10 protein-coding genes and 1 pseudogene are annotated in these 12698 nt (G+C 69.6%); 4 read left to right on the top strand and 7 right to left on the bottom strand.

From position 1 onward, the window contains the following. Positions 1–121 precede the first annotated feature (121 nt). The 6 genes from OG226_RS15725 to OG226_RS15700 all read right to left on the bottom strand — a co-directional run bounded on the left by OG226_RS15725 (position 122) and on the right by OG226_RS15700 (position 5920). On the bottom strand, positions 122–1243 hold the full coding sequence (locus tag OG226_RS15725; protein WP_328678367.1) for an LOG family protein: 1122 nt from the start codon (positions 1241–1243) through the stop codon (positions 122–124). A gap of 25 nt (positions 1244–1268) precedes the next feature. Further along, positions 1269–1676, bottom strand: coding sequence for a VOC family protein (locus OG226_RS15720; protein ID WP_328678365.1), 408 nt, complete (start codon positions 1674–1676; stop codon positions 1269–1271). Between the two features lie 64 nt (positions 1677–1740). Next, positions 1741–3105, bottom strand: coding sequence for a hypothetical protein (locus OG226_RS15715; RefSeq protein WP_328678363.1), 1365 nt, complete (start codon positions 3103–3105; stop codon positions 1741–1743). Next, entirely contained in the window at positions 3087–3827 is a 741-nt protein-coding gene (locus OG226_RS15710; RefSeq protein ID WP_328678361.1) for an ABC transporter ATP-binding protein, read from the bottom strand. Before OG226_RS15710 ends, OG226_RS15715 begins: the two co-directional genes overlap by 19 nt. Before the next feature lie 210 nt (positions 3828–4037). Next, positions 4038–5417, bottom strand: a complete 1380-nt coding sequence (locus tag OG226_RS15705; protein WP_328678360.1) for an aspartate aminotransferase family protein — start codon at positions 5415–5417, stop codon at positions 4038–4040. Next, positions 5402–5920 carry an Lrp/AsnC family transcriptional regulator gene (locus tag OG226_RS15700; RefSeq protein WP_033282630.1) on the bottom strand — a complete coding sequence of 173 codons (519 nt, stop codon included), beginning with the start codon at positions 5918–5920 and terminating at the stop codon, positions 5402–5404. The genes OG226_RS15705 and OG226_RS15700 overlap by 16 nt, the downstream gene beginning before the upstream one ends. Positions 5921–6086: 166 nt before the next feature. On the opposite strand from OG226_RS15700, the gene OG226_RS15695 reads away from it, so the two are divergent. The 3 genes from OG226_RS15695 (at position 6087) to OG226_RS15685 (ending at position 10022) form a co-directional block, all read left to right on the top strand. After that, positions 6087–7535 (top strand): gamma-aminobutyraldehyde dehydrogenase, encoded by a 1449-nt coding sequence (locus tag OG226_RS15695; protein WP_329349272.1) that lies wholly within the window; start codon positions 6087–6089, stop codon positions 7533–7535. A gap of 196 nt (positions 7536–7731) precedes the next feature. Next, positions 7732–8922 carry a polyamine ABC transporter substrate-binding protein gene (locus tag OG226_RS15690; protein ID WP_329349271.1) on the top strand — a complete coding sequence of 397 codons (1191 nt, stop codon included), beginning with the start codon at positions 7732–7734 and terminating at the stop codon, positions 8920–8922. 182 nt (positions 8923–9104) lie between these two features. Beyond that, positions 9105–10022 (top strand): endo-beta-N-acetylglucosaminidase H, encoded by a 918-nt coding sequence (locus OG226_RS15685; RefSeq protein ID WP_329349270.1) that lies wholly within the window; start codon positions 9105–9107, stop codon positions 10020–10022. Positions 10023–10158: 136 nt separating this feature from the next. On the opposite strand, the gene OG226_RS15680 is transcribed toward OG226_RS15685, so the two are convergent. Next, positions 10159–11136 (bottom strand): Lrp/AsnC family transcriptional regulator, encoded by a 978-nt coding sequence (locus tag OG226_RS15680; RefSeq protein ID WP_329349269.1) that lies wholly within the window; start codon positions 11134–11136, stop codon positions 10159–10161. 275 nt (positions 11137–11411) lie between these two features. Here OG226_RS15680 and OG226_RS15670 point away from each other — a divergent pair. Then, positions 11412–12640 (top strand): annotated as a pseudogene (locus OG226_RS15670) (carboxylesterase family protein). Positions 12641–12698 lie beyond the last annotated feature (58 nt).

Below are 12698 nucleotides of genomic sequence, written 5' to 3'. Positions count from 1 at the left end.
GGGGAGATGGAGCGGCAATGAGGTGAGGCACCACTACCCCCAGGAGTCTCACTGGTCTATAAGTGCTGCGTAAGCAGTGTCAATGCATATGCGATGTACAGCAGTTGCCTTTACCTGCACTTTAATCAGTGAGACGTTTCAGTGCCTCCGGAGCCTCCTCGATCCGGTCAACGAGGGCGATACGGGCCTCCATTGGCCGTTCCCGGGCAAGTGCACGCAGGAGCGGCCAGGTCGGCAGCCGCTCCGTCCAGTGCTCCCGGTCCACGAGCACCATCGGTGTGGGCTCGCCGCGCGACTCGTAGTAGTTGGGCGTCGCGTTGTCGAAGATCTCCTGTACGGTCCCGGCCGCGCCCGGCAGGAACACCACTCCGGCGTTCGAGCGGGCCAGCAGGCCGTCCTCGCGGGTGGCGTTGGCGAAGTACTTGGCGATGTGCGAGGCGAAGGCGTTCGGCGGCTCATGGCCGTAGAACCACGTCGGGATGCCGATCGAGTGGTTGCCCTTCGGCCAGCGGGCGCGGACCTCGAAGGCGCCTCCCGCCCAGTCGGTGATGGAGGGGCTGAACGACGGTGATCCGGCGAGGAGTTCACACGCCTCCTCCAGCATGGCGTCCTCGTACGGCGCCGCGTACGCGCCCAGGTTGGCCGCCTCCATCGCGCCGGGGCCGCCGCCGGTCGCCACCGTGAAGCCGGCGCGGCTCAGCTCACGGCCCAGGCGCGCGGCACCGCCGTAGGCCTCCGTCCCGCGCGCCATCGCGTGGCCGCCCATCACGCCCACCACCCGTGCGCCGCGCAGGAGTTCGTCGAGGGCGTCGGAGATGGAGTCGTCGTGGACGGCGCGCAGCATCGACGCGTATATGTCGCCGTCGGCCTTGGTCCGCCGGAACCACGCGTACGCGAGCGCGTCCGGGGTCTGCTCGTACCCCTGGTCGAGCGAGGCGAACAGCTCGTCCGGCGTGTAGAGACGGCCACGGTAGGGGTCGAATGGGAGATGCGGGACGGGCGGGAAGACCAGGGCGCCGTCGGCGCGGACCTTCGCCGCCGCCTCGTCGCGCATCGGGCAGCCGAGGAAGACGGCGCCCGAGGTGTCCGTGGTGAGCAACTCCCGCGTACGGTCCGTCAGATCGACGCCCTGGACGCGGTGTCCGGCGAGGGTGCCGCGGGCCGAGACGGTCGCGTCGAAGTCCTCGACCGTCTCGATCTCGCGTTCGTCGTGGTGGGCCGCATGGGCCGGGCTCGTCTGCACGCGCCCATGCTAGGCACCCAACTGGTCAGCCCTGGACGGCCGCCGGGTCCATCCACACGATCTCCCAGGAGTGGCTGTCGAGGTCCTCGAAGGAGCGGCCGTACATGAACCCCTGGTCCTGGACGTCGTCGTTGGCGGTGCCGCCCGCCGCGACCGCCTTGTTGATCAGCTCGTCGACCTTCTCGCGGCTCTCGGCGCTCAGGCACAGCAGCACCTCGCTGGTCTTGGCCGAGTCGGCGATCTCCTTCTTCGTGAAGTCGCTGTAGCGCTTCTTCTCCAGGAGCATCGCGATGATCGTCTCGCTGATCACGACACAGGTGGTTTCGTCGTTGCTGAACTGGGGGTTGATCGAGAAACCGAGCTCCGTGAAGAACTTCTTCGACGCGGCGGCGTCGTTCACGGCCAGGTTCACGAAGATCATCTGCTGGTACATGCTGGGGCCTTTCCCATCGGGCGTGCGTGCTATTCGGTGGGTAGACCGACGCTCCGCGAAAAACTCATCGGTGGGCGAGCGGAAGTGCCGCGAGTTCGGCGATCACGACGGTCAGCGGTACGAACAGGGCGAGCAGCGCGCCCGCGCGCAGAGCGGCGGCGCTGCGCAGCACGGTGGCCGGGGCGCCGAGCCGTACCAGCGCGGCCGTGGTGTCGGCGCGGGACTGCCGGGCCTCGACGGCGGCGGTGAGCAGGGTCGCCACCGTGCAGCCGGTCACCAGGAGCGTGCCCAGGGTGGTCAGCGGGCCGACGGACGCGTCCGTGTCGTACAGCGCCGTCATCGCGTACGCGCCCGACGCCACGGCGCAGACCACGCCCAGCGGGCGGCCGATGCGGGTCGCCTCCTCCATGAGGACCCGGCCCGCGAGGAGCCGCAGGGCGCCCGGGCGCACGGCCTGGAGGAGCCGTCCGCACAGGTGGGTGAGGCCGGGGCCCGCCAGGGCGAGACCGAGCGCGGTCAGCACCCAGCCGGCCAGCACACCCGCGGGGCCGCCCGCGTGCCCGCCGGGCATCGACAGCCCGTCGGTGTCCGCCGTCCGGTTCGCGTAGGCCTCGACGGCGAGACCGGCGGCGAGGACGGCCACACCCCAGGGGAGGCCCTTGGGGACCTCGCGGGGGGCCGGGGGGCGGGTGGGGTCCAGGTCGACGGGCCCCGTGACGGTGGCGGTCGGCTCGGCGTCCGCAGCGGGCTCGGGCGCCGGGGCGGGCGTCTCCTCGACTGCCGCCTTACGGCCGCCCGTTCGCAGGTGGGAGCCGAACCTGCCGTACGTCCCGAAGGTCTCGCGGGTGCCCGATTTGCCGTAGGCGCCGAAACGGCCGTAGGACCTCGGGCCGTTCTTCGCCGTGGACGGGTGCTTGGTGTCCTTCGGGCGGAGGGTGAGGGCGACCGAGACGGACGCGGTCACGGGGACGATGGCCAGCAGGGTGAGTGCGGCGGGGAGGGGGAGGGGGGTGTCCGAGGCGAGGAACTCCGCCGCCGCTCCGTCGAAGGGCATGCCGGTGAGGTCGCCGCGGAGGTGGAGGAAGAAGAGCAGGGCCAGCATGGAGCCGAGGGTGCAGGCCAGCGCGGTCGTGGTCGCCGAGATCGCCATCAGGCGGCCGGGGCCGAGGCCGATCGCGGAGAGGCCGGGGCGGGGTTTCGTCGCCGGGTCGGTGCGGGCGACGGCCACCGCGAAGTACACCGTGGCGGCCAGCGGGGTCGCGCACCAGGCGAGGCGGAGGGCCGCGGCGGCGGGGGAGTCGGGGTGGCCCATCGCGTAACCGAGGGTGCAGAGGAGGAGGAAGCCCGTGCCCGCCGAGGCCACCGCGACCAGCAGTCGGCGCAGTTGGACGGCGGGGTGCGAGCCGCGGGTCAGACGGAGAGCGAGCACGCGGCCCGGCCTTCCGACTCGGCGACCGGGGGAAGGTGAACCGTGTTCACACGGCGTCCGTCCAGCAGCGACACCGTACGGTCCGCGAGGGCCGCGGTCTCCGCCTCGTGGGTCGCGAGGACGACCGTGATGCCGTGCGAGCGGGCGGCCGTCGTGAGCGTGCGCAGGACCTGGGCGCGGTCCGCGCGGTGCAGCGGGGCGGTCGGCTCGTCGGCGAACAGGACGGTGGGCGCCGGGGCCAGCGCGCGGGCGATCGAGACGCGCTGGCGCTCCGCCTGGCGCAGTTCGTGCGGGCGTTTGCGGGCGTGGTCGCCGATGTCGAGGCGGTCCAGCCACTCCAGGGCGGCGGTCTTGGCGCGCCGGCGGCCGGTGCCGCGCAGCATCAGGGGGAGGGCCGCGTTCTCCCAGACGTTCAGCTCCGGGACGAGCACCGGGGCCGGGTCGATCCAGCCGAAGCGGTCGCGGCGCAGCCGTTCCCGGGTGAGCGGGCCCATGGTGTGCACGGGCACGCTGTTGAACCAGACCTCGCCGCGGCTGGGGCGCTCCAGACCGGAGAGGCAGCGCAGCAGGGTCGTCTTGCCGCTGCCGCGCGGGCCCGTGACGGCGAGGATCTCGCCCTCCCGGACACCGAGCGAGACACCCCCGAGCGCGGGCGTTCCGTCGTGGTGCTGGAAGTGCAGGGCACGTGCCCAGAGCACGTCGTTGTCCGGCGGGGCCACCATGCGCGTACACCTCGTTCTGATCCGTTTTCCGTACCGCGTCCCCCTTGCGGGGGAACGAGGACGGGGCCGATCGGTTACCAGGCACGCTAAGGAGGATGCGGGTGCGACCCCGGACAGCACACGGCCCGGGGTGCGCCCTTCTCACTCGTACGGGTGCACCCCGGGCCGTATAAACCGCTGAATCGCCGAAGGCTGGAACTTCGCCGGAGGCTAGAGCTTCGTCCAGGCCTCCGTGAGGACCTGGCGGACGATGCCCTCGATCTCGTCGAAGGTCGACTGGTCGGAGATCAGCGGCGGCGACAGCTGGATGACCGGGTCACCGCGGTCGTCGGCGCGGCAGTAGAGGCCGTACTCGAAGAGCTTCTTGGAGACGAAGCCGTAGAGCACGCGCTCCGACTCCTCGTCCGTGAAGGTCTCCTTGGTGGCCTTGTCCTTGACGAGCTCGATGCCGTAGAAGAAGCCGTTGCCGCGGACGTCGCCGACGATCGGGAGGTCGTGCAGCTTCTGCAGGGTCTGCAGGAAGTTGGCCTCGTTGTCGAGGACGTGCTGGTTGAGGCCCTCGCGCTCGAAGATGTCGAGGTTGGCGAGGCCGACCGCCGCGGAGACCGGGTGGCCGCCGAAGGTGTAGCCGTGCAGGAAGGTGTTGTCGCCCTTGTAGAACGGCTCGGCCAGGCGGTCGGAGATGATGCAGGCGCCGATCGGGGAGTAGCCCGAGGTCATGCCCTTGGCGCAGGTGATCATGTCCGGGACGTAGCCGAACTTGTCGCAGCCGAACATCGTGCCCAGGCGGCCGAAGGCGCAGATGACCTCGTCGGAGACCAGGAGCACGTCGTACTGGTCGCAGATCTCGCGCACGCGCTGGAAGTAGCCGGGCGGCGGCGGGAAGCAGCCGCCGGCGTTCTGCACCGGCTCCAGGAAGACCGCGGCGACGGTCTCCGGGCCCTCGAAGAGGATCTCCTGCTCGATCTGGTCGGCGGCCCAGCGGCCGTAGGCCTCCGGGTCGTCGCCGAAGAGCGGGGCGCGGTAGATGTTGGTGTTCGGGACCTTGTGCGCGCCCGGGACCAGCGGCTCGAACGGGGCCTTCAGCGCCGGGAGTCCGGTGATGGACAGGGCGCCCTGCGGGGTGCCGTGGTAGGCGACCGCGCGGGAGATGACCTTGTACTTGGTGGGCTTGCCCTGCAGCTTGAAGTACTGCTTGGCGAGCTTCCAGGCGGTCTCGACGGCCTCGCCGCCGCCGGTGGTGAAGAAGACCTTGTTCAGGTCGCCCGGCGCGTAGTGGGCGAGACGCTCCGCCAGCTCGATGGCCTTCGGGTGGGCGTACGACCAGATGGGGAAGAACGCCAGCTCCTGCGCCTGCTTGGCGGCGGTCTCGGCCAGCTCGGCGCGGCCGTGACCGGCCTGGACCACGAACAGACCCGCGAGACCGTCGAGGTAGCGCTTGCCCTTGTCGTCGTAGATGTAGGTGCCCTCACCACGGACGATCGTGGGAACGGGCGCGTTCTCGTACGAGGACATGCGGGTGAAGTGCATCCACAGGTGGTCGTACGCGGTGCGGCTGAGGTCCTTGCTCACGGTTATCGGGTTCCCCACATGTAGGTCTGCTTCTTGAGCTTCAGATAAACGAAGCTCTCGGTGGAGCGCACGCCGGGGAGGGCCCGGATGCGTTTGTTGATGACGTCCAGCAGGTGGTCGTCGTCCTCGCAGACGATCTCGGCGAGGAGGTCGTACGAGCCCGCGGTCATCACCACGTACTCCACTTCCGGCATGGCCGTCAGCGCGTCGGCGACGTTCTCGACATCACCTTCGACGTTGACACCGACCATCGCCTGTCTGCGGAAGCCCACGGTGAGCGGGTCCGTGACGGCGACGATCTGCATGACGCCCTGGTCGAGCAGCTTCTGGACGCGCTGGCGCACGGCCGCCTCGGAGAGGCCGACGGCCTTGCCGATCGCGGCGTACGGCCGACGGCCGTCCTCCTGGAGCTGCTCGATGATGGCGAGGGAGACGGCGTCCAGATGAGGAGTGCTGCCGTTCCTGGACTCGCGGGAGTCCCTCTGTTCTGCGCTGCGACTGGCCACGGCTTCACTGTGCACGACGTCTCGACCGTTCCGCAAGGCCGCTTCGATGAAATTCGTTGTTTACGTGGTCGAGACTTGCGGATTTCGTAGCCTTGACGCGATCGGGGGTATTGAAAACGTGGGCCGGGCGATTAGGGTGGGTGTCTCAGTGATGGGACACCCAGACCTTGGAGGGCCGGCAGTGAGCACCGAGCTGCGTCGTCTGCGCAATTACATCGACGGTGAGTTCCGGGACGCCGCCGACGGACGGACCACCGAGGTGGTCAACCCGGCGAAAGGGGAGGCGTACGCGACCGCGCCGCTGTCCGGAGCGGCGGACGTGGACGCCGCGATGGTGGCGGCCGCCGCCGCCTTCCCGGCCTGGCGGGACGAGACCCCGGCCAAGCGGCAGAAGTTCCTGCTGGACATCGCCACCGCGTTCGAGGAGCGCGCGGAGGAGCTGATCGCGGCCGAGGTGGAGAACACCGGCAAGCCGATCGGGCTCACCCGTTCCGAGGAGATCCCGCCGATGGTGGACCAGATCCGCTTCTTCGCGGGTGCGGCCCGGATGCTCGAAGGCCGCTCGGCCGGCGAGTACATGGAGGGCATGACCTCCATCATCCGGCGCGAGCCGATCGGCGTCTGCGCGCAGGTCGCGCCGTGGAACTACCCGATGATGATGGCCGTCTGGAAGTTCGCCCCCGCTCTCGCGGCCGGCAACACGGTCGTCCTGAAGCCCTCGGACACCACCCCCGCCTCCACCGTCCTGATCGCCGAGATCATCGGCTCGATCGTGCCCAAGGGCGTCTTCAACGTCGTGTGCGGCGACCGGGACACCGGCCGCGCGATGGTCGAGCACCACACGCCGGCGATGGCCTCCATCACCGGTTCGGTACGCGCCGGCATGTCGGTCGCCGAGTCCGCGTCCAAGGACCTCAAGCGGGTCCACCTGGAGCTGGGCGGCAAGGCTCCCGTCGTCGTCTTCGAGGACCTCGACAGTGCGGCCATCGCCAAGGCCGTCGAGGACATCTCGGTCGCGGGCTTCTTCAACGCGGGCCAGGACTGCACGGCGGCGACGCGCGTCCTGGTCCAGGAGTCGATCCACGACGAGTTCGTGGCGGCGCTCGCGAAGGCGGCGGCCGAGACGAAGACGGGTCAGCCGGACGACGAGGACGTGCTCTACGGCCCCCTCAACAACGCCAACCAGCTCAAGCAGGTGACCGGCTTCATCGAGCGGCTGCCGGCGCACGCGAAGGTGGAGTCGGGTGGCCACCGGGTCGGTGAGGTCGGCTACTTCTACGCGCCGACCGTCGTCTCGGGCCTCAAGCAGGACGACGAGATCATCCAGAACGAGGTCTTCGGCCCGGTCATCACCGTCCAGTCCTTCACGGACGAGGCCCAGGCCATCGAGTGGGCCAACGGCGTCGACTACGCGCTGGCCTCCTCGGTGTGGACCAAGGACCACGGGCGGGCGATGCGGCTGTCGAAGTCCCTGGACTTCGGCTGCGTGTGGATCAACACCCACATCCCGCTGGTCGCGGAGATGCCGCACGGCGGCTTCAAGAAGTCCGGCTACGGCAAGGACCTGTCGGGCTACGGCTTCGAGGACTACACCCGGATCAAGCACGTGATGACGTCGCTGGGCGCGTAGGCCTTCGGCGATCTGGAGCGACAACTGCGCGGCCCCGGACGGGAGTTCACCGTCCGGGGCCGCGCTGTTCGCGTACGCGGCAGGTGAACGGGCGGTTACTTCACAGGCAACCGATCGACAAGGTGTCGGGTCCACGCGAACCCGCTCGACGCAGCGTCCATTGATCGGGCACGGGGCGGCGGGTCATGCTGCGCGGGTGCCCCAGACTCCGAAGTCGTCCTCGCCCTCCCGTCGCTCCCTGCTGCGCGCGCTCGGCGGTACCGCCGCGCTCGGCGCGCTCGCCGGGTGCGGTGTGCCCGCCGCGTATGTGAAGGCGGGGGACCGTGCCGGCGCCGATCTGTCCGCCAAGGACAAGCGGCTGACCTGGGCGAACTGGCCGTTGTACATCGACACCGATGACGACGACCAGACGAAGCGGCCCACGCTGGACGCCTTCGAGAAGAAGACCGGGATCTCCGTCGACTACATCGAGGAGATCAACGACAACGACGAGTTCTTCGGCAAGATCAGCCCGGCGCTCATGAACCACCAGCAGACCGGCCGCGACCTGATCGTCATGAGCGACTGGATGTGCGCGCGGTTCGTCCGTCTCGGCTGGGTCCAGCGGATGGACCGGTCCGCGCAGCCCAACGTGGCGAAGTACCTCGACCCGCAGCTCAGCTCGCCCGCGTTCGACCCGGGGCGGCGGTACACGGTGCCGTGGCAGTCGGGGATCACCGGTATCGCGTACAACCACCGCAAGCTCGGCCGCGAGATCCGCCATGTCTCCGACCTGTGGGCGAGCGACCTGAAGGGCCGGGTCACCCTGCTCTCCGGGCTGGACGAGTCGTTCGCGCTGCTGATGCAGGGCAACGGCGTCGACATCACCAAGTGGACCGCCGCCGACTTCCACAAGGTGTGCGACCAGGTGCGGACCCAGATCAGCCGGAAGCAGATCCGCCGCTTCACCGGCAACGACTACACCAAGGACCTGGTCAGCGGCGACGTCCTCGCCTGTCAGGCCTACTCCGGTGACGTGATCCAACTCCAGGCCGACAACCCGGACATCCGCTTCGTCGTCCCCGAGGAGGGCGCCGAACTCTGGGCGGACTCCCTGATGATCCCCGACCTGGCCCGCCACAGGACCAACGCCGAAAAGCTGATCGACTACTACTACGACCCCGAGGTCGCCGCGGAACTCGCCGCCTGGGTCAACTACGTCTGCCCCGTCCCGGCGGCCCAGGCCGTCCTCGCGGACTCCAAGGACAAGGACACCGCGGAGCTGGCCGAGAACCCGCTGATCTTCCCGGACTCGACGATGCGCAAGCACCTCGCGATCGCGCGGGACATCACGTCGACGGAGCGGGTGGAGTTCGCGAAGGAGTGGAACAAGATCGTCGGGTTGTAGCGGCGTAGCGATCCGGCAACTCCCTTGCCCGGATCGAGAGTTGTGGCGCGATGTGCGTGGAGTCGGGAAGGGCTCCCGCATGGTTCCGGGGATTCGGTCCCGGGAACGGAAGGGGCGGGGGGACCCACTCGGCGCTCATGAGCAGGCGGGCGCCGCTCCATGCGATGGGAGACCGATCAACGATGTTCACTCCGGTGCGGAGAAGAATACGGATGGCCGCGCTCGCGCTCTCGACCACGGCGGCACTCGCCTTGGGCGCGACCGCCACAAGCGGCGCGGAAGCGGCCCCCGCCGCCGCGAAACAGGGACCGACCTCGGTGGCGTACGTCGAGGTGAACAACAACAGCATGCTGAACGTCGGCAAGTACACCCTCTCCAACGGCGGCGCCAACGTCTTCGACATCGCCGTGATCTTCGCGGCGAACATCAACTACGACGCGGGCACGAAGGCGGGGACCCTGTACTTCAACCCGAACGTGCAGCGCGTCCTCGACAACGCCGCCACGCAGATACGGCCGTTGCAGCAGAAGGGCATCAAGGTCGTCCTCTCGGTGCTCGGCAACCACCAGGGCTCCGGCTTCGCCAACTTCCCCTCCCAGCAGACGGCTTCGACGTTCGCGAAGCAACTGTCGGACACCGTGACCAAGTACGGCCTCGACGGCATCGACTTCGACGACGAGTACGCCGACTACGGCAACAACGGCACCGCCCAGCCCAACGCCGGCTCGTTCGTGTACCTGGTGTCGGCACTGCGCGCCAACATGCCGTCCAAGATCATCAGCCTCTACAACATCGGCCCGGCCGCGTCGCGCCTGTCCTACGGCGGCGTCGACGTCACCTCCAAGTTCGACTACGCCTGGAACCCGTACTACGGCAGTTGGCAGGTCCCCGGCATCGCACTGCCCAAGTCGAAGCTGTCGCCGGCGGCCGTCCAGATCGGCGGCACCTCGCAGAGCACGGCTGCCTCCCTCGCCGCCCGCACGGTCAGTGAGGGGTACGGCGTCTTTCTGACGTACAACCTCGACGGCACCGACCGCACCGCAGATGTCTCCGCGTTCACCAGGAACCTGTACGGCAGTGACGCCCGCTACACGCCGTAGGCCGACCATGCTCCCCGGCGTCCGGTGCCCGCTCAGGGCTTGCTCCATCCCGTAGGACCGCGCCTCGGGCAGGCCGCGTCTTCGACAACGATGTCGGAGGCGCGGTCGCCGCGGGTACCGGATGCGGGCGGTCGGTTCAGAGGCTGCCCGGGCGGACCAGGCCCGTTCTCTTGACCCCGCTCAGGATCGGGGTGACCTCGATCGTGGAGACGTGGGGCAGCGCGCCGATCGTGTCGCTCAGGAAGTGGTAGAGCGCGTTGAGGTCCGCGGCGGCGACGGCCACGAGGAGGTTGGCCGAGCCGGTGGTGGCGGAGGCGAAGCGGACCTGGGAGTGGCGGCTCAGTCGGCGGCCCGTCTCCTCCAGTCCACCGGGGGCCACCGTGATCCACAGCAGGGCCTCGGTACGGATGCCCAGCCGGGCCAGGTCGACCTCGGTCGCGAGTCTGACCACCTGGTTGCCGACCAGTGTCTCCAGTCGGCGCCGGGCCGTGAGGGCGGTGGTGTCGGCGCGGCGGGCGAGGTCGGCGTAGGAGGCGCGGCCGTCCTCGACCAGGGTCGTGATCAGGGCGTGGTCGAGGGGTTGGAGGGACGGGCGGGCCGCCGGGGCGGGCAACTCCGTTCTGAGGCTGGTCAGTTCGACCTCCGTCAGCAGGCCGCCGCTCCAGTCGAAGGCCGCCGGGAACACCCGCAGGAGGAGGTGCGAGGTCCACGACTGGACCGCGGGGGTGGCCGGGAGGTCGCGCAGGAGCAGGGAGTTGCGGGCGTCCGGGCCGTCCAGGAACAGGATCGTGCAGATCTCGTCGCCGCCGCCGAGGATGTCCACCCAGACGGTGTCGGGGCGGCGGGCCAGGGTGGCGGCGATGGCGCTGATCTGGTGGGGGCGGCAGCGGATGCGCAGGGCCAGCGGGATCAGGTCGGGGAACCACACCGGGTTGCGTACGGCGGTGGCGCGCAGCGTCCTGTCGTGGAACAGCGGTGCCGCGCGGCGCACCACCGTGCGCTCCGAGATGTCCAGGACGCGGCCGACCGTACGCCAGGAGGCCCGCGGGGAGGCCAGCATCGCGGCGGCGATCCGGCTGTCCGTCTCGCTCAAGGGGTGGCTTGCTTTCGCCATGTGTGCCTGGTCCTCTGTCCTGCTTTCGCGCTTCTGCCTCCTCATTCTGGCCCGGATCGACGCCCGCCGCTAGAAACGGTTCGGAGCGGACGGCGGAGAGAGGTGAGCCCCATGGTCGTGGGTGTCGTGGAGACGGATCGGGGTCGGGTACGGGGTGTCTCGCAGGGGGAGGCGGTCTCCTTCCGGGGGATTCCCTAGGCCGCTTCGCCTGTCGGTGAGCTGCGGTTCGCGCCGCCCCGGCTGTTCCACAGGGGGCCTCCCGGCTGGAACGGGTGATGGGGGCCCGCGTGCCGGACTGGGACGAGGACGGTTGCCTGACCGTCAACGTCCATGTTCCGGCAGGGGCGTTGGAGGACAACGCCGCCCGGCCGGCCTTCGTGTGGTGGCATGGGGGCGGCTTCACCAGTGGTTCCGGCGGCTGGGACTGGTACGACGGCGGGCGGCTGGCCGCGCTCGGTGACATCGTGGTCGTCACCGCCAACTACCGCGTGGGCCCCTGGGTTACCTGCATCTGCCGGAGATCGGCGCCGCCGACCTCGGCGCCCAGGACCAGGCCGCCCTGCTCGCCTGGGTGCGGGACGACATCGCCTCCTTCGGCGGCGACCCGCGCGAGGTGACGGTCGGCGGGCAGTCGGCCGACGCGTACTCGTCCCTTGCGCCGGCCCTCGATCCGCGGACGTCGGGACTCGTGAACCGGGTGCTGCTGGAGAGCGGTCCGTTCGGCTTGGCCCCGCAGGATCCGCGGCACGCGGCCGAGAACGCCGAGGCGTATCTACGGCTGCTCGGCGTGCCGGACGGGTCGGATGCGGCAACTGCCCTGCGCGCACTGCCCGTTGAGCAGCTGCTGTCCGCCTACGGGCAACTTGCGGGGCAGTTCGCGCGGCCGGGCGACGCCACTCCGCCCATGTATCCGGTGCTCGGCGGGCCCGGTGTTCCCCGCGATCCGCATCGGGGGGTCGTGGACGGTGGGCTGGAGGGCAAGCCGTTGCTGATCGGTACCACTCGGGACGAGGCGAGCGCCTTCACCGCGTTCGATCCGCGGATCCAGAACCTCACCGCCGATGGTGCGTTGGACCTCCTGACCAGCCAACTGGACGAACATGCCGGCGAGTTGTACCAGCGATACGCCGACCGGTTCGAAGAGCCCACCGCTGCGCGGGTGGTCACCGCCGTGCAGACCGATGGGCTGGTCCGGGACGGCTCGTTGCGGATCGCCGACCATCACGCGGCGGGCGGCAACGCGACCTACGTCTACGAGTTCGACCACCGGCCGGCCGAGGACCCGTATGGCCTCGGTGCGACCCACTGCGGTGAACTCCCCTTCCTTTTCGGCTCGTTCGACGCTTTCGCGGACAGCCCGATGTTGGGGCGGACCACCGATGCCGTACGGGAGCTGGGGCGTACCTTCGCCGGTGCGGTCGCCGAGTTCGTCGCGAGCGGGTCGGTGCATGACTGGATGCCGTACACGCCTGCGACGGCCGCTCGCATTCGGCACTTCGGCTGAGGCATATCAGTCCACTTTGTTGTGAGTGGCTCTGTTCTCACCGTGCGGGCGCCCGTTG

It is taken from the genome of Streptomyces sp. NBC_01261, from assembly GCF_036226385.1.
Classification (GTDB): Bacteria; Actinomycetota; Actinomycetes; order Streptomycetales; family Streptomycetaceae; genus Streptomyces.
The sequence above is the reverse complement of the archived record's forward strand: the minus strand, read 5'-3'. Positions and strand labels throughout refer to the sequence as shown.